Annotated in this window: 16 protein-coding genes; 13 read left to right on the plus strand and 3 right to left on the minus strand. The window is 74.1% G+C overall.

All coding sequences use genetic code 11. The features are described 5' to 3' along the window. The first annotated feature begins 101 nt into the window (after positions 1-101). The 7 genes from HCN56_RS15845 (at position 102) to HCN56_RS15875 (ending at position 7,084) form a co-directional block, all read left to right on the plus strand. The gene (locus HCN56_RS15845; RefSeq protein WP_167971657.1) at positions 102-881 is read left to right on the plus strand and encodes a sulfite exporter TauE/SafE family protein; all 780 of its coding nucleotides are present in this window, start codon (positions 102-104) and stop codon (positions 879-881) included. Positions 882-951: 70 nt separating this feature from the next. Beyond that, positions 952-1,527, plus strand: a complete 576-nt coding sequence (pspAB, locus tag HCN56_RS15850; RefSeq protein ID WP_167971658.1) for a PspA-associated protein PspAB — start codon at positions 952-954, stop codon at positions 1,525-1,527. Positions 1,528-1,953: 426 nt separating this feature from the next. Further along, the gene (gene htpX / locus HCN56_RS15855) at positions 1,954-2,859 is read left to right on the plus strand and encodes a zinc metalloprotease HtpX (RefSeq protein WP_167971678.1); all 906 of its coding nucleotides are present in this window, start codon (positions 1,954-1,956) and stop codon (positions 2,857-2,859) included. Between the two features lie 612 nt (positions 2,860-3,471). Beyond that, positions 3,472-4,368, plus strand: a complete 897-nt coding sequence (locus HCN56_RS15860; protein ID WP_167971680.1) for a C40 family peptidase — start codon at positions 3,472-3,474, stop codon at positions 4,366-4,368. Between the two features lie 250 nt (positions 4,369-4,618). Continuing rightward, on the plus strand, positions 4,619-5,641 hold the full coding sequence (locus tag HCN56_RS15865; RefSeq protein WP_209312800.1) for a zinc-binding dehydrogenase: 1,023 nt from the start codon (positions 4,619-4,621) through the stop codon (positions 5,639-5,641). 181 nt (positions 5,642-5,822) lie between these two features. Beyond that, complete coding sequence (leuE, locus tag HCN56_RS15870) at positions 5,823-6,485, plus strand: leucine efflux protein LeuE (RefSeq protein ID WP_167971660.1); 663 nt, start codon at positions 5,823-5,825, stop codon at positions 6,483-6,485. Between the two features lie 113 nt (positions 6,486-6,598). After that, positions 6,599-7,084 carry a hypothetical protein gene (locus HCN56_RS15875; RefSeq protein WP_312871256.1) on the plus strand — a complete coding sequence of 162 codons (486 nt, stop codon included), beginning with the start codon at positions 6,599-6,601 and terminating at the stop codon, positions 7,082-7,084. A 91-nt stretch (positions 7,085-7,175) separates the two neighbouring features. Here the strand turns inward: HCN56_RS15875 and HCN56_RS15880 are convergent, their stop codons facing one another. The 3 genes from HCN56_RS15880 to HCN56_RS15890 form a co-directional block, all read right to left on the minus strand. Further along, entirely contained in the window at positions 7,176-7,823 is a 648-nt protein-coding gene (locus tag HCN56_RS15880; RefSeq protein WP_167971662.1) for an O-methyltransferase, read from the minus strand. Positions 7,824-7,964: 141 nt separating this feature from the next. Then, positions 7,965-8,624, minus strand: a complete 660-nt coding sequence (locus HCN56_RS15885; protein WP_167971664.1) for a rhomboid family intramembrane serine protease — start codon at positions 8,622-8,624, stop codon at positions 7,965-7,967. A 275-nt stretch (positions 8,625-8,899) separates the two neighbouring features. Next, complete coding sequence (locus HCN56_RS15890) at positions 8,900-10,135, minus strand: hypothetical protein (protein WP_167971666.1); 1,236 nt, start codon at positions 10,133-10,135, stop codon at positions 8,900-8,902. 395 nt (positions 10,136-10,530) lie between these two features. On the opposite strand from HCN56_RS15890, the gene HCN56_RS15895 reads away from it, so the two are divergent. From HCN56_RS15895 to HCN56_RS15920, 6 genes are all read left to right on the plus strand, one after another. After that, positions 10,531-11,280: a UbiX family flavin prenyltransferase gene (locus HCN56_RS15895; protein ID WP_167971668.1), complete on the plus strand. Its 750-nt coding sequence runs from the start codon at positions 10,531-10,533 to the stop codon at positions 11,278-11,280. 73 nt (positions 11,281-11,353) lie between these two features. Next, the gene (locus HCN56_RS15900; protein ID WP_167971670.1) at positions 11,354-11,815 is read left to right on the plus strand and encodes an Lrp/AsnC family transcriptional regulator; all 462 of its coding nucleotides are present in this window, start codon (positions 11,354-11,356) and stop codon (positions 11,813-11,815) included. 52 nt (positions 11,816-11,867) lie between these two features. Continuing rightward, positions 11,868-13,034, plus strand: a complete 1,167-nt coding sequence (gene mqnE, locus HCN56_RS15905) for an aminofutalosine synthase MqnE (RefSeq protein ID WP_167971672.1) — start codon at positions 11,868-11,870, stop codon at positions 13,032-13,034. 139 nt (positions 13,035-13,173) lie between these two features. Next, the gene (locus tag HCN56_RS15910) at positions 13,174-13,698 is read left to right on the plus strand and encodes a GNAT family N-acetyltransferase (protein WP_167971674.1); all 525 of its coding nucleotides are present in this window, start codon (positions 13,174-13,176) and stop codon (positions 13,696-13,698) included. A 126-nt stretch (positions 13,699-13,824) separates the two neighbouring features. Continuing rightward, on the plus strand, positions 13,825-14,286 hold the full coding sequence (locus tag HCN56_RS15915) for a DUF4229 domain-containing protein (RefSeq protein WP_312871257.1): 462 nt from the start codon (positions 13,825-13,827) through the stop codon (positions 14,284-14,286). A 482-nt stretch (positions 14,287-14,768) separates the two neighbouring features. Beyond that, positions 14,769-16,193: a dicarboxylate/amino acid:cation symporter gene (locus tag HCN56_RS15920; protein WP_167971676.1), complete on the plus strand. Its 1,425-nt coding sequence runs from the start codon at positions 14,769-14,771 to the stop codon at positions 16,191-16,193. Positions 16,194-16,201: the final 8 nt, after the last annotated feature.

A 16,201-nucleotide genomic window follows, 5' to 3' on the forward strand; every position in this document is an offset into this window, starting at 1 on the left:
GTCGGGGCCCGGCGCCGCCGCCCTGGGCGGCCGCCGCGGGCCGCGTCACCGGGGCGGGCCCGCGGACGGGCCGCCGCGGACCGGCTCCGTACGCTGATCCCATGCTGGAGCTGTCGTTGCCCGTGCTACTGATGCTTTTCCTCGCCGCGGCGCTCGCCGGCTGGGTCGACGCCGTCGTGGGCGGCGGCGGGCTGCTGCTGGTGCCGGCGCTGCTGCTCGGGCTGCCGCAGCACGCACCCGCGTACGCGCTGGGCACCAACAAGGCGACCGCCATCGCCGGCACCTCCTTCGCCGCGGTCACCTACGCCCGGCGCCACCCGGTGGACGTCCGGTTGGCGCTGCGGTTCGGGGTGCTCGCCTGCGTCTCGTCGGCCGTGGGCGCATCGTTCGCAACCGCGGTCAGCAAAGAGGTGCTGCAACCACTCATCATGGTGCTGCTGCTCGCCGTGGCGCTGTTCGTGGTGCTGCGCCCCTCCTTCGGCACCCAGGACAGCGGCCGCGTCGCCTCGCGGCGGCGCGGCGCCCTGGCGCTGCTGGTGGCCGGGGCCGGAGTCGGCTTCTACGACGGGCTGTTGGGCCCGGGCACCGGCACCTTCCTGATCATCGCCTTCGTCGGCCTGCTGCACATGACGATGCTCTCCGCCTCGGCCACCGCCAAGGTCGTCAACGTCGGCACCAACCTGGGCGCGCTGGTCGCCTTCTCCTTCCACGGCACCGTGCTCTGGCAACTCGCGGCCGCGATGGCGGTCTTCAACATCGCCGGCAGCTGGGTCGGCGCGCACATGGCGCTGCGCCGTGGCAGCGGCTTCGTCCGGGTGGTGCTGCTGGTCGTCGTCGCGGCGCTGGTCAGCCGCCTCGCCTACGACCAGTGGTGGGGGTGAGCGGCTCGCGCCGCCAGGGGGCGGCGGCACCGCGACGGGCGGGCCGCCGCTCCACTACGCTGACCCCACCATGGGATTCCTGGACGCGATCTTCGGCCGCCGCAAGCCGGTGCAGCCCGACCTCGACCAACTCTTCGCGCTGCCGTCCGCGGCGGTGACGCTGGAGGCGGGCTCGGGGTTCACCCCGACGGGCCTCGGCTCGGTCTGCTTCGCCGGGGCCGAGGGCGGCGCCTTCAGCCGGCTGGAGCAGGACACCACCGCGCTGCTCGGCCGGGAGGCCGAGACGGTGCGCGACCGCTTCGGCTACACCTGGCTGCTCTGCCGCCGCGACCCGCAGGACCTGGTCTCGCTGGTCAACGACCTCCACGCGGTGAACACCTCGCTGGAGTCGGCCGGGTTCGGACCGCAGCTGCTCTGCTCGCTGGTGGGGTTCCGGGACGACCGCGGCCGGTCGCTCGCGCTCGTCTACCTCTACAAGCGGGGCACCTTCTACCCCTTCGCGCCGGCCCCCGGCGGCGGGGAGAAGCGGGACAACCCGCTGGAGCTGCAGATCAACAGCGCGCTCGGCGACGACCTGCGCACCGAGACCGACCTGACCCGCTGGTTCCCCGTCTGGGGCGCCCCCGGGCTCACCGCCGAGGACTGAGCGGACCGCAGCGCTTCCCGGGCGGAGCGGCGAGCCGGTCGGCCCGCGCTCGGCGCAGGTGGCGCGGCCGCCCTCGTCCCCGTCCTCCTGCCGCTGCGCCGCCGCCCACCCCTCCGCACGGCGTGAGGTCGGGCGCGGGCAGCTGCCGGGGCTGTGGCGTCGCGCGGCTCGCTGCCCGCACGGCCCCGGGGTGTGCCCGGAGGTCCCGAGCCGGCCGCCGGACGGACCCGGTGTTCGCGCCGGGTGCCACGCCGCCCCCGATGCCCCGGCCGTGGCGCACGCCGCCCGGGTCGGACCGCCCTCTCCCGGAGTCCCGTCTCCGACCGGAGCAGGAGCCCGCGGGCCGACCGCTCCGACCCCCGGCTGACGCCGTTCCGACCTGCGGCGGCGTAAGGTCCGAAGGAGGAGAAGGAGGAGGTGGACACCATGACGCGCACCCGCTACGCACCCGACCGCGGCCTCACCAGCCGGATGGTCACCACGATGTTCCTGATCGGTCTGCTCTACGTGGTGCTGATCGGCGTGCTGCTGGCCGCCTTCCAGAACGCGTGGCCGCTGGTCCTGCTGTTCACGGGCGGCCTCTTCGTCGCCCAGTTCTGGTTCAGCGACCGGATCGCGGCCTACAGCATGGGAGCGCGCGAGGTCAGCCCGCAGCAGGCGCCGGAGCTGCACGCCGCCATCGACCGGCTCTGCGCGCTCTCCGATCTGCCGAAGCCGCGGGTCGCCATCGCCGACACCGACGTCCCGAACGCCTTCGCCACCGGCCGCAGCCAGAAGAAGGCGCTGGTGTGCGCCACCACCGGCCTGCTGCGCCGGCTGGAGCCGGAGGAGCTGGAGGGCGTCCTCGCCCACGAGCTGTCGCACGTCGCCCACCGCGACGTGGCCGTGATGACGTTCGCGTCCTTCCTGGGGGTGCTCGCCGGCACCGTCACCCGGATGGCGTTGTGGAGCGGGATGATGCGCGGCGGCGGCCGCAACGGCAACAACCAGGCGCAGATCCTGTTCCTGATCATTCCGCTGGTGAGCGCCGTGGTCTACGCCGTCAGCTTCCTGCTGACCCGGCTGCTCTCCCGCTACCGCGAGCTGTCCGCCGACCGGGGCGCCGCACTGCTCACCGGGAAGCCGTCCGCGCTCGCCTCCGCGCTCACCAAGGTCAGCGGCCAGATGGCCCAGATCCCCACGCGGGACCTGCGGCAGGCGGAGCCCTTCAACGCCTTCTTCTTCGCCCCCGCCTTCTCCGGGAACTCCTTCAGCAAGCTGCTGTCCTCGCACCCGACGCTGGAGCAGCGGTTGGAGCAGCTGGGCCGCATCTCCCGCGAGCTGGGGCGCTGAGCGCGCCCCCCTCTCCCCCGAGATCGCCCGCGCGGGCGGTCCGGCTCCGCCGGCGACCCGCACGGCCCCGCACGGCCCCGCACGGCACCCGCCGCGCGGGGCCGCGGTGCGTCCGACTACCGGACGCCGCGGGGGCGGAGCGCCGTGGCACGGACCGGGAGGCGGCCTTGCGGGAGCTGCCCGGAGGCAGGCCGCCTCGACCGCCTGCGGCCCACGCGCCGCCACGCGGGACGCCGACTGCGACCGCACGGCCGACCGCGTCCTCCCTCACGGGGGGCGTGGAACCGCACATCCCGGCGGGTGCCGCAAGAGCGTCCGCCCGTCGTTCCGCTGGGTGAGACCGGGCCCCCGGCTCCCCTATGAGCTGCGTCACGAGACTGACGGCCCGTCGATGATCACCATTGCCGCACCCAGGACACCGTGCTAAGTCGCGGCCAATGCGGGCTATTTCGGACAACTGCCTGCGCATGGCCCCGCCACGCACCGGCCGATACGGCCCCGCCGTACGGCGTACGCGAGACATTCCGGGCATATGACCGCTCATGATGGGCACTTGTGTCGCATTACACGTTTCTTGAGCCCAGTTGCCGGGCCTTGATACGGCTGGTGCCCATGTCCCCAATCCGCACCACTCGTCCCACCGGCCGGCACCGCAAGCCCCGCCAGGCGCGCGCCACCCAGCTGCTGCGTGGCGGAGTCCTGTCCGGCGTCCTGGGCACCATCGCGGTCGCCGCTCCGGCCGGCACCGCCCAGGCCGACGAGAAGCCCACCGAGGCCACCGGCGAACTCCCCACCGTGACGACCCTCAGCACCGTGCACGTGGCCGGCGCGGCCCAGGCCGCCGAGGCCGCCGAGCGCTACATCTCCGCCGCCGACCTCGACCAGGCCCAGACCCTCGCCTGGGTGCGCGCCGAGAAGGCCGCCGCGAAGCAGAAGGCCGACGAGGAGGAGGCCCGCGCCGCGGAGGAGCGTGCCGCCCGTGAGCGCGCGGCCGAGGAGGCCCGCGCCGCCGAGGAGCGTGCCGCCGAGGAGGCCGCCGCCGAGGAGCGCAGCGAGCAGGCCGCCTCCCGCAGCGCCGAGCGCACGCCGCTCGCCGCGACCTCCGGCGAGGCGTCGACCGCGCCGTCCGCCTCCGCCCCGGCCCCCGCGCCGTCCGGCAGCGGCTCCGGCATCGTGGGCTTCGCCCGCTCCCAGGTGGGCAGCGCCTACCAGCTCGGGGCCACCGGCCCCGGCGCCTGGGACTGCTCCGGACTGACCGGCGCGGCCTACGCCTCCGCCGGCATCTCGCTCCCGCGGACCTCGCAGGAGCAGTCCGCCATGGGCACCGCCATCGCCGTCAGCGACGCCCAGCCGGGCGACCTGCTGTACTGGGGCGGCCGCGGCAGCGCCTACCACGTGGCGATCTACGTCGGCAACGGCAAGTTCGTCGGCGCGCAGAACCCGTCGACCGGCGTGGTGGAGCAGGACCTCAGCTACTCCCCGCCCACCGGCGCCGTGCGGATCGGCTGAGTCGCCGCACCCCGCACACCCCCGCGCGCACGCCCGGCGCGCACCCACGGAACCAATGCCGCCGCGCCACGCGTCGGTAGCCGTACCACCCGACGCCCCGAACGTCGGGTACCACGACGCCGCCTCCGCCCCCCGGGGCCGGGGGCGGTGTCGCGCGTGCGGCGGCGGCCGGCAGCGCGGCGCCCCGGAGCGTTTCCCGCTGATCAGCGGGTAGGCGCCGCTCCCCGAACGGAGCGAGAGAGGTTCCCCGATGCGAGCGACGGTGATGTACGGAGCGGGCGACGTACGGGTCGAGGAGGTTCCCGACCCGCAGCTGCGCGAGCCCACCGACGCGGTGGTGCGCATCGTGCGGTCCTGCGTCTGCGGCAGCGACCTGCACCCCTACCACTCCATGAAGCGCCGCGACCGGGGCGCGCCGATGGGCCACGAGTTCCTGGGCGTCGTCGAGGAACTGGGCAGCGAGGTGAGCGGGGTCCGCCGCGGCGACCTCGTCGTCGCCCCGTTCGTCTGGTCGGACAACAGCTGCGTCTTCTGCCGCGAGGGGCTGCACACCTCCTGCCGCCGGGGCGGGGTCTTCGGCGGCGGGCAGGCCGAGGCGATCCGCGTACCCCAGGCGGACGGCACCCTGGTGCGGCTGCCCGTCGCGGAGGACTCCGCCCTGCTGCCCTCCCTGCTGACCCTCGCCGACGTCTACGGCACCGGCCACCACGCGGCGCGGCTGGGCCGGGTCGGACCGGGGACCACCGTCACCGTCATCGGCGACGGTGCCGTCGGGCTGCTGGCGGTGCTCTCCGCGCAGCGGATGGGCGCCGAGCGGATCATCCTCATGGGCCGCCACACCTCCCGCACCGACCTCGGGCGGGAGTTCGGCGCCACCGATGTCGTGGCCGAGCGCGGCGAGGAGGGCGTCGAGCGGGTCCGGGAGCTGACCGGCGGTGACGGCACGCACGCCGTGCTGGAGGCCGTGGGCCACATGCCCGCCTACGAGACGGCGGTGGGCGTGGTGCGGCCCGGCGGCGTCATCAGCCGGGTGGGGGTGCCGCAGTACGAGTCCGCGCCCGTCGGATTCGGCAGCCTCTTCGGCGGCAACGTCACGCTGACCGGCGGGCCCGCCCCGGTCCGTGCCTACATCGACGAGCTGCTCCCCGACGTCCTGGAGGGCCGGGTGGAGCCCGGCCGCGTCTTCGACCGGACGGTGGGCCTCGACGAGACCCCCGAGGGCTACCGCGCGATGGACCGGCGCGAGGCGCTGAAGGTGCTCATCGCCCCGTGAGCCGACCGGCCGGTGCGTCCCACCGCGCGCACCGACCGGAGCGCGCCGCGGCCCGCCCCCTTGTGCCCCGCCCGCTTCCTTCCGCCACGGAACGTTCCGGCGGGGCACGCGCCGTGCCGGACCCGACCGGGGGACGGAACGGACACCTGCGGCACCGGGGGCATGTGGCACCATGCGCCCCATGCTGGGGATAACCGATCTGCCCACCTACCTGGTGGGCCTGGCCCTGATCATCCTGATGCCGGGCCCGAACTCGCTGTACGTCCTCTCCGCGGGCGCCCGGCTGGGCGTGCGCGCCGGATACCGGGCCGCGGGCGGGGTGCTCTGCGGGGACGCCGTGCTGATGGTGCTCTCCGCCGGAGGCGCCGCCTCGCTGCTGAGCGCGAGCCCCGTGGCGTTCACCGTGGTCAAGTTCCTCGGCGCCGGTTACCTCGCCTGGCTGGCCCTCGGCATGCTGCGGGGCGCGTGGGCGCTCTGGCGGCGCAGGCGGCAGCGGCTGGCGGAGGTGGAGGCGGTCGCGGAGGCGCCGCCGGTACCGGGCGAGCGGCCGTTCCGGCGGGCGCTGCTGGCGAGCCTGGTGAACCCGAAGGCGATCCTGTTCTTCGTCTCGTTCTTCGTGCAGTTCGTGGACCCGGCCTACCCGTACCCCGCGCTGTCGTTCCTGGCGCTGGGGCTGTGGGTGCAGCTGTTCAGCATCGCCTACCTCAGCCTGCTGATCCTCCTCGGCGCCCGACTGGCCGCCGCCTTCCGCCGACGCCGGGCGCTGCAGGCGGGCGGCATGGCGCTGGCCGGTGCCGGGTTCCTCGGGTTCGCCGTCAAGCTGTCGCTGGCGAGCAGCGTCTGACGGCGCCGGCGGGGGTGTGCGGTGCGTCCCGCGCCCGGACGCCCGCGCCCGGCGCGCGTGGGCTGCCGGGGCGGGCCGGCGCGGCGTAGCCTCGGGTGCGGAGGTGACGCGTCATGGCGGCGGTCGGGATGTGGATCGTGGGCGTGCTCGTGGTGTGCGGCGCGGTCACCTTCTTCCTGGACTCGCTGCGCGGCGCCCAACTCAGTAGGCAGGAGCGGCGGATCGAGGCGCTGCGGGCGGAGGAGCGGCGGCTGCTGCGCTCCCGGCCGGACGACCGGGAGGCGCCGGACCCGGTCTGCGGCTGCGGTCACCACCTCGCCCAGCACGACCGTCGCGGCCGGTGTCACGAGGAGGTCGCCCGACCGACCGGCTGGGACGCGCAGCACCGCCCGACCGGCTACGCGCCCGCGCCGTGCACCTGCCAGCGGTACGTCGGACCGCAGCCGCTGTCGCAGGTGTTCGCCGACGAGCTGACGGAGCTGGAGCCACAGGCCCCCGACGGCCCGGACGGGGCCGCGCCGGACGGCGGGAGCCGCCCCGCCGACGGGGGCGGGGACGGCGGGCGGCGTCCGGAGGAGGGCGGGCCGCCCGACCGCTGAGCCGTGCCTGGGCCGAGCCCGCCCGTCGCCCGCCGCGGCCGATGGTTGCCGCGGCGGGCCGCCGTCGGCCGGCGCCGGCGCTTCCGGCCGGTCAGCGCTTCCGGACGACCGTCAGCCCGTCGTAGACCGACAGCAGTACCGACTCGACCCGCTTGTCGGCGGCGATCGCGTCGTTGATCTCGCGGATGGCGAGCGTGGAGGGCGAGGTGTCCGACGCGTCGACGACCAGCCCACGCTGGAGGGTGTTGTCGAGCACCATCAGGCCGTTGGGCCGCAGCCGCGCCAGCACCTCCTCGTAGTAGACCGGGTAGCCCACCTTGTCGGCGTCGACGAAGGCGAGGTCGACGTGCTCCTCGCGCGGCATCTCCCGGAGGGTCTGCGCCGCGTCGCCGAGCCGCAGTTCGATCCGGTCGGTGACCTCGGCCCGCTCCCAGTACCGGCGGGCGACCGCGGTCCACTCCTCGCTGATGTCGCAGGTGACGAGCCGGCCGCCCTCCGGGAGGGCGCGGGCGATCCAGATCGCGGAGTAGCCGGTGAAGGTCCCGACCTCGACGACGGTGCGGGCACCGGTCAGGCGCACCAGGAACGCGAGGAACGCGCCCTGGTCCGGGGTGATCTGCATGCGGACGTCACGCGGGTAGGCGCGCCGGTTCTCCGCCGCGAGCTCCTGGAGGATCTCGTCGGCCGGGGTGGCGTGCTCGATCAGGTAGGGCCGGAGTTCCGGGTTCACGATCGTCATGCGCAGACCCTACGACCGGGCGCCGACGAACAGGCGTTACCGGGCGTGATTGCGCGACTACGCGCCGCGCGGGATCGGTGTCGCGCGGCGGAGCCGTCACCGAGCCGCCCTCCGCGGCTTGCCACGCCGGGGCTGCCCCGCTCAGCCGGGGTGGCCGGGAGGCGGCCCGGAGAGTCCGGGTGCCCGGCGGGGGCGCCGCCGGGGCGTCTCACCGCGCCGCAGCCAGAACGCCGCCAGGACACCGCCGGCCAGCCCGAAGAGGTGGCCGAGCCAGGAGACGCCGGTCTGGGTGGGCAGTACGCCCCACAGCAGCGAGCCGTACAGCAGGAAGACGGTGATCCCGACGGTGATGTCCACGGCGTCGCGCTCCACGAAGCCGCGGACCAGCAGGTAGCCGAAGAGGCCGAAGACCACGCCGGAGGCGCCCGCCGTGATCGAGCCGGAGGAGGAGAACAGCCAGACGCCGAGCCCCGAGACGGTGATGATCACGAAGCAGACGCCCAGGAAGCGGGCGATACCGCGGAGCGCGGCCAGGAACCCGAAGATGAGCAGCGGCACGCTGTTGGCGATCAGGTGGTCGTACCCGAAGTGCATGAAGGCGGCCGGGTAGATGTCGAGCAGCTCGCCGGTCTGCCGGGGTTCGATGCCGAGGTCGCAGACGAGCGGCGCGTCCGGGTCGCCGGGGAAGCAGCGCGGGTTGTCGCCGTCGAGGGCGGTCAGCACCCACATCAGCACCAGCCAGCCGAGCATCAGCGCTCCGGCCTGGACGGCCCGTCGGCCGCGCGGCGTGCGGTTCACCATCGCTGTCACCTCTCCCGTGGGCCGGCTGCCGCCTGCCCGGTCGCGCCGTCACCGTCTCCCACGCGCCGCCCGGGGCGCCGGTTCCCGTCGGGCGCGGCCGGCGGGCGGGCCGCCTCCGGTGGCGGCCGGGCGCTCCAGGCTAGGCGATGGGCCGCCGGTCACCTCGGGTGCGACGCGTACCCGCGGCGGGGGGCACCCAACCGGACCGGGCCCGCACACAAACGTCGCAGCGCGGTGCGCGCCGCGGTGCCGCGGTGGGCGCCGGTCACGGGCCGTCAGGGCTGCATGGGCCCGGGCACGTCGGCGCGGTCGGGGTCCTCGCGCCGCTGCTGCTCGCGCAGGTCCAGGTAGAGGAGGGCGACCGTCAGGTCGTCGGGGTGGAGTTGCGGCGCCTCGGGCGCGGTGAGGCTGATGGCGCTGCCGCCGTTGAGGTGGAGCCGCAGCGGCAGTTCGGGGAAGTCCTCGCCGGCGAACTGGCCCAGGTCGAAGTTGACCTCGGACAGCACCCCGTTGCGGATGGCGAGTTCGGCGACGAACGGCGCGTCCGGGTCCACCGGGTCGTGGACGACGGGGGTCAGCCCGAAGCGGTCGCTCTGCTGGGTGAGCAGGTCCAGCAGCGGGCCGAGCGCCTCACCGGCGCGGGCCGCGGTGAGCCGCAGCTCGACCCGCTCCGCGCCGTGCTCCGTCCCGGTGCCGCGCAGCGTGGCGTTCTCGGCGAGCGCCGTCTCCAACTCGCCGAGGACGGACCACTGGTGCTCCGAGTTGAGGAGCGGCGCCGAGTCGGTGAGGGCGGCGGCGATCCGGTCGGTCAGCTCGCGGTCCACACCGGCGCCGATGTCGAGGGCGTCGCCGTAGGCGCGGTAGAGGAAGGGGTCGACCAGCACCCAGGCGCCGCGGAGCGCGCGGGAGGCGGTGTCGAGCGACGGCGGGAGTTCCGCTGCCCGCTCCATGAACCGCTCCGCCGCGGTGACGGCCTCGCGGTCGCCGCCCAGCGCGTCCTGCACCAGGGTGTCCGCGCCGATGCGGAGGTAGAGCCCGCCGCCGATCTGCTTGATACCGACGGCGTCCTTGCCGCCGAAGCCCACCGAGAGGGCGGTGGAGAGCGGGGCGCCCGGTTCGAGGTCGCGCATCGCGGTCTCGCCCTCGGGGTCGCCGGCGACGGCTGTCAGTTCGAGGGCGGAGAGCACCTCGGCGTCGTTGGGGCCCGGCGCCGGCGAGTCGGTCAGCTCGGCGGACCGCTCCAGGTAGGCGTGGATCTCCTCCGGGTCGGCCGGGAAGGTGGCCTCCATGGTGACGGCCTCACGGGAGAGCAACTGGTCGACCGCAGCACCGACCCCGGCCCCCGCGCCGGCGGCCCGCTGGAACTGGCAGCCGCTGGTGGTCGCGGCGACGACGAGCAGGAGCGCCCCGCCGCCGAGGGCGGCGCTCCGCTTGCGGAGGGTGCTGATGATGTCTCTCCCGGTCGGTCTCGGGCGGGCTCCGGGACGGTGCGCGCCCCGCACAGTGTCCAACGGCGACCCTAAGGGGTGCGCGGACCACGGCCCGTCGTGGCCGAGGTGTCACCGGACGGTGAGCCGACGTTCACCTGGAGCTGGGCTACGCTCGAGACGGCGGACACGGTGTGCTGACCGCCCGTGACCTGGCGGAACGGCCCGGCGGCCGCGCCCGCGGAGCGTGGCGCCACCGGTGGGCGGCGCCCGGCGGGGCGTCGGCGACCACCACCGAAACGGCCGAGATCGCCGCCCGCCGGACGGCGGCACCCACCGGGCGCCGGCTCGGACGGACGGACGGCTGCCCGGCCGGGCACGGCCGGGCACCGGCAGTCGGGGAGCGGCGGCCGCGCGACGGCGCGGCCGGGCAGAAACTACGTCCGGTGCGCGCACCGGGCAGGAACGGACGGTGCGGGATGGCCGAGGCAGTGCGGGTGCCGTGGGTGGTGGGGGTCTCGGGGGCGTCCGGGACGCCGTTCGCGGCGGCGGTGGTCCGGGCGCTGCTGGCGGCGGGCGAGGCGGTGGACCTGGTCGTCAGCCGCGCCTCCCGGCTCACGCTGCTGGACGAGACCGGGATCTCCTTCCGCGACGCGCACTGGCGGGAGGACCTGGCCACCTGGTTGGCGCGCGGCGCGGACGGCACGCCCGACGCGTACGCCCCGGAGCTCTCCGGGGTGCGGTACTGGCCGGCCGGCGACCTGGCGGCCGGGCCCTCCTCCGGGTCGTACCCCGTGCGGGGGATGCTGATCGTGCCCGCCTCCACCGCCTGCGTGGCGGGGGTCGCGCTCGGGCTGTCGAAGGACCTGCTGCAGCGTGCGGCGAGCGTGACGCTGAAGGAGCGGCGGCCGCTGGTGGTCGCGGTGCGGGAGACGCCGCTCAACGGGCAGACGCTGCGTCACCTGGTGACGTTGGACGACGCGGGCGCCGTGGTGCTGCCGGCCTCGCCGGGGTTCTACGCGGGGGCCCGGCACATCCAGGAGTTGGTGGACTTCGTGGCGGGGCGGGCGCTGGACGCGGTGGGCGTCCCCCATGGCCTGTACCGCCGCTGGGAGGGCCGGCTCGGCGGCGGCACGCCCGCCGCCGAGCGGCCGGAGACGGGCGCCGCCGGCGGTGGCGGCACCGGGGACGGCGCCGGCGAGGGCGGCACGTCGCCGGGCCTGTCGTAAGCGAGCACGGGCACATGCCTTAGATTCGTGCGTGGAAAGACGCTCCCGACGGAACAGCGAAAGGCGCAGCGACATGGACGCGGTGGACAGGCAGCTCATCCAGGCGCTGCGTGAGAACGGCCGTGCCTCCTACGCGGAGCTCGGCCGGCTGGTGGGCCTGTCCGGGCCGAGCGTGACCGACCGCATCAACCGGCTGGAGACGGCCGGTGTGATCACGGGGTACCGCGCGACGATCGACCCGCCGTCGATGGGGCTCGGGGTCACCGCCCTCGTCGGCCTCCAGCTGTCCGACGCGACCGACCACGAGGAGCTCGCGGCACGGCTGCGGCACCTCGCGGAGATCGAGGACTGCTGGTTCATCGCGGGCGACGACTCCTACATGCTGAAGGTGCGCGCCACCGACGTCGACGGCCTGGAGCGGACGATCCGCCGGCTGTCGGGCACCCGGGGCGTCTCCCGCACCCGGACGACGATCGTGCTCTCCACGAAGTGGGAGAACCGCGTCGGGGTGCTGCCCGAGGACTTCGACCACTGAGCGGACACGTACGCTCGGACCGGAAGACACACCAACGAGGAGGCGGCAGGCCATGGACGCTGGACTCAAGCGCGAGCTGGAGGAGAAGGTCCGTGCCGGCGAGCGGCTGAGCCGCGAGGACGGCATCGCGCTGTACGAGTCGGACGACCTGGCCTGGCTGGGCGGGCTGGCCCACGAGGTGCGGACGGCGAAGAACGGCGACGTCGTGTACTTCAACGTCAACCGCCACCTCAACATGACCAACGTCTGCACGGCCTCGTGCGCGTACTGCTCGTTCCAGCGCAAGCCGGGCGAGAAGGACGCGTACACGATGCGCATCGAGGAGGCGGTCCGCCTGGCCAAGGCCATGGAGGGCGACAACCTCACCGAACTGCACATCGTCAACGGTCTCCACCCCAACCTCCCGTGGCGCTACTACCCGCGGTCGCTGCGGGCGCTGAAGGAGGTCCTGCCGGAGACCGTCCAGCTCAAGGCGTTCACCGCGACGGAGATCCACCACTTCGAGGAGATCTCCGGGCTGAGCGCGGACGAGATCCTCGACGAGCTGATCGACGCGGGGCTGGAGTCGCTGACGGGCGGCGGTGCCGAGATCTTCGACTGGGAGGTCCGGCAGCACATCGTGGACCACCGCACCCACTGGGAGGACTGGTCCCGCATCCACCGGCTGGCGCACGCCAAGGGGCTGAAGACCCCGGCGACCATGCTGTACGGCCACATCGAGGAGCGGCGCCACCGCGTCGACCACGTGCTGCGGCTGCGGGAGCTCCAGGACGAGACCGGCGGTTTCCAGGTCTTCATCCCGCTGCGGTACCAGCACGACTTCGTGGACATGAAGGACGGCAAGATCCGCAACCGGCTCCAGGCGCGGACCACGATGGCCACCGGCGCCGAGGCGCTGCGGACCTTCGCCGTCTCCCGGCTGCTGTTCGACAACATCCCGCACGTCAAGGTGTTCTGGGTGATGCACGGGCTGCAGACCGCGCAGCTGGCGCTCCAGCACGGCGCGGACGACATGGACGGCTCGGTCGTGGAGTACAAGATCACCCACGACGCGGACTCGTTCGGCACGCCGGACAAGCTGACCCGCGAGGACCTGCTGGAGCTGATCCGTGACGCGGGCTTCCGCCCGCTGGAGCGGAACACCCGGTACGAGATCGTGCGGGAGTACGACGGCCCGGACGCCAACCGGCGGGAGTCGCCGCAGGCGATGCGACTCTGACCCGCGGCGCTCCTCGCCCACCGACGTTCCTCGGCCCCGCCACCGCACCCGGTGGCGGGGCCGCCGCGTGCCCGCCTCCCGTGGCCCGGCATGCGAGACAGCGGCGACGACCCAGCCGCAGGAATATACGATGAATCGCATGAGTATCCAGTACACCGTCGACCCGGAGGTGACGCCGGCGCTGACCGACGCCCTGCTGCGGCTGTGGGCGGACGTCACCAACGCGGGCGGCGCGGTCGGCTACGTGCCTCCGGTGGTCCCCGAGGAGATCCGGGAGGTCTGCGAGGACCACCTGGCGCAGGTCGCCGCGGGCGACGCCCAGCTCGTGCTCGGCGTCGACGCGGCGGGCGCGCCCGCCGCACTCGCCTTCGTCCACCGCAACAGCCATCGGCTGATGCGGCACTGGGTCGGCCTGTACCGGGTGATGGTCCACCCCTCCTGGCAGGGCTCCGGCGAGGGCCGGCGGCTGATGACCGCCTGCGAGGACGCCGCCCGCGCCACGGCCGGCATCCGCGCCATCCGGCTGACCTGCCGCGGCGGCCTGGGCCTGGAGCGGTTCTACGAGTCCTGCGGCTACAAGGAGGTCGGCCGGACCCCCGAGGCCATCCGCGTCGCCGAGGACGACTACCGGGACGACGTGCTGTTCTGGCGCCCGCTGACCTGAGGGCCGCGGCGGCATGCTTCACTGGAGGGCGGCCCGACCGAGTCCGGCAACCCCGGCGGATCGGACAGGCACCACCGACTCCCCGGAGCAGCAGACGCGCACAGCGCCCAGCCGAAGGAAGCAGCCGTGACCGACACCAAGCACGCGACCATCCGCTACACCGGGATGCGCGTCGGCATTTTCGTCGCCTGCCTGGCCGTGGTGACCGGCCTCGGCCACTTCGGGCTGATCCCGGCCGGTATCGGCACGTCCAACCCGCTGTGGCTGATCGCGCTCGCCATCCTGATCTCCTCGCCCATCAGCTTCATCGTGCTGAGCCGGCAGCGCGAGGCGATGTCGGAGCAGGTCGGCGGAGCCGTGGTCCGCACCCGGCAGCGGCTGCACGCCAACCGCACCATGGAGGACGACGTGGACGACGCCGCCCGCGCCACCGTCCCCGCGCAGAGCGGCGCCGCTTCGACCGACGCCCACGCCGCAGACGCCGACGCCGACGCCGCATCGGACGGCAGCGACACCGGGGCGTCGACCGGCTCCACCGCGACCGACTCGACCGCGACCGACTCGGCCGCGACCGGCAAGCGCAACTGACCACACCCGGCCGGGCCCCGCTCCGGGCCCGTCTTCGGCTGCGGTTCCGGCTCCGGCTCCGGCTCCGCGGAGCGTGAGGCAGGTCACCCCGTACCGTCGCACCCCATCGGGAATCCCTTTCCCCGGTGGGGTGTTGTGCTGTCCACGGTCACAAACCAAAGTCAGCCTTGGGGCAGTTCAAAGGATTGGTGTTAATGTGTTCGACGTGAAGACAGCCGCGCACGACTCCGCTCCGAGCCGCCCCAGGCTCGTCGCGCGCCTGCACATCGATCTCTGTCGCCGCCACACCGCCGCGTGTAGCTGACCTCGAGCAGCACGCCGCGCACCGGGCACGCCTTCGGCGTGCCCGTCGGTCTGTGTCCCGCCGACGGTGACCGACCACCTCGGCCCGACCGCACCGCCCGCACGACGGACGGATCGGTCGACGGCGTGCCCAGGCACCACCCGACCCCCGTCCCCACTCCCCCAACCGGAGCCCCCCTGTGTCCTCCCCGTCCACCGCCAAGGCCGAGACCGGCCGCCGGCGTATATCCCTGCCACCGTTCTGGGCGCAGATACTCATAGGTCTGGCCCTCGGCGTGCTGCTCGGCTGGGTGGCGCGCACCTGGAGCGTCGAGTGGCTCGGCACGACGCTCAGCGAGATCGGCCGGATCTTCGTCCAGCTGCTCCGCCTCGCGGTGGCACCGCTGGTGTTCTTCGCCATCGCGGTCTCCATCACCAATCTGCGCAAGGTCTCCAACGCCGCCCGGCTGGCGGGCCAGACACTGCTGTGGTTCCTGATCACCTCGCTGATCGCGGTGGCCATCGGCATCACCCTCGGCCTGATCACCAACCCGGGCTCCGGCTCCAGCCTCACCCCCGCCGACGGCGAGGCCCCGGGCACCACCGGCTCCTGGCTGGACTTCCTCACCGGGATCATCCCGAACAACATCATCGAGCCGTTCGCGGAGCTCCGCGTCCTGCAGATCGTCTTCCTCGCCACCATCGTCGGCATCGTCGCGCTGAAGCTGGGTGACCGCGCCGCCCCGGTCATCACCTTCGGCGAGACCGTGCTGGAGATGCTGCAGAAGGCGCTGTGGTGGGTCATCCGCCTCGCGCCGCTGGGCACCCTCGGCCTGATCGGCCGCTCCATCAACGAGTACGGCTGGGACCTGCTCGGCGACTACGCCAAGTTCACCGCCGCCGTCTACATCGGCAGCCTGCTGGTGATGTTCGGCGTCTACCCGCTGCTGCTGCGCTTCTTCGGCGGCGTCAACCCGCTGCAGTTCTACCGCGGCGCCTGGCCCGCCCTGCAGCTCGGCTTCGTCTCCCGGTCCTCCGTCGGCACCATGCCGGTGACGCAGCGCGCCACCGAGCGCCTGGGTGTGCCGCGCGAGTACGCCAGCTTCGCCGTGCCGTTCGGCGCCACCACCAAGATGGACGGCTGCGCCGCCATCTACCCGGCGCTGGCCGCGATCTTCATCGCCGAGATCTTCGACGTCAGCCTGGGCATCCAGGAGTACATCCTCATCGTCTTCGTCTCGGTGATCGGCTCCGCCGCCACCGCGGGCATGACCGGCGCGACCGTCATGACCACGCTGACGCTGTCGACGCTGGGCCTGCCCCTGGAGGGCGTCGGCCTGCTGCTGGCGATCGACCCGATCCTCGACATGATCCGCACCTCCGCCAACGTCGCCGGCCAGGCGACCGTGCCGGTGATCGTGGCGGCCCGGGAGAACATCCTGGACCGCGAGGCGTACGACAACGCCACCTCGTTCGAGATCGACGAGGAGTGGAACGAGCCCGCGACCGCCGCCTCCGGCGGTGGTGACGGCGACGGCCCCGGCGACGGGCCCGGCGGGGACGACACCCGGCCGACCGCCGGCGCGGGCACCGGCCCGGGTGCCGGCAGCGGCACCGCCGGCTGACCCCGCCC

This window comes from Streptomyces lonarensis, assembly GCF_012033735.1.
Taxonomy (GTDB): domain Bacteria; phylum Actinomycetota; class Actinomycetes; order Streptomycetales; family Streptomycetaceae; genus Streptomyces; species Streptomyces lonarensis.

Coding starts and splice junctions, on each gene's coding strand:
- HCN56_RS15845 (WP_167971657.1), top strand. CDS start 102: ATGCTGGAGCTGTCGTTGCCCGTGCTACTGATGCTTTTCCTCGCCGCG.
- pspAB (WP_167971658.1), top strand. CDS start 952: ATGGGATTCCTGGACGCGATCTTCGGCCGCCGCAAGCCGGTGCAGCCC.
- htpX (WP_167971678.1), top strand. CDS start 1,954: ATGACGCGCACCCGCTACGCACCCGACCGCGGCCTCACCAGCCGGATG.
- HCN56_RS15860 (WP_167971680.1), top strand. CDS start 3,472: ATGTCCCCAATCCGCACCACTCGTCCCACCGGCCGGCACCGCAAGCCC.
- HCN56_RS15865 (WP_209312800.1), top strand. CDS start 4,619: ATGCGAGCGACGGTGATGTACGGAGCGGGCGACGTACGGGTCGAGGAG.
- leuE (WP_167971660.1), top strand. CDS start 5,823: ATGCTGGGGATAACCGATCTGCCCACCTACCTGGTGGGCCTGGCCCTG.
- HCN56_RS15875 (WP_312871256.1), top strand. CDS start 6,599: ATGGCGGCGGTCGGGATGTGGATCGTGGGCGTGCTCGTGGTGTGCGGC.
- HCN56_RS15880 (WP_167971662.1), bottom strand. CDS start 7,823: ATGACGATCGTGAACCCGGAACTCCGGCCCTACCTGATCGAGCACGCC.
- HCN56_RS15885 (WP_167971664.1), bottom strand. CDS start 8,624: ATGGTGAACCGCACGCCGCGCGGCCGACGGGCCGTCCAGGCCGGAGCG.
- HCN56_RS15895 (WP_167971668.1), top strand. CDS start 10,531: ATGGCCGAGGCAGTGCGGGTGCCGTGGGTGGTGGGGGTCTCGGGGGCG.
- HCN56_RS15900 (WP_167971670.1), top strand. CDS start 11,354: ATGGACGCGGTGGACAGGCAGCTCATCCAGGCGCTGCGTGAGAACGGC.
- mqnE (WP_167971672.1), top strand. CDS start 11,868: ATGGACGCTGGACTCAAGCGCGAGCTGGAGGAGAAGGTCCGTGCCGGC.
- HCN56_RS15910 (WP_167971674.1), top strand. CDS start 13,174: ATGAGTATCCAGTACACCGTCGACCCGGAGGTGACGCCGGCGCTGACC.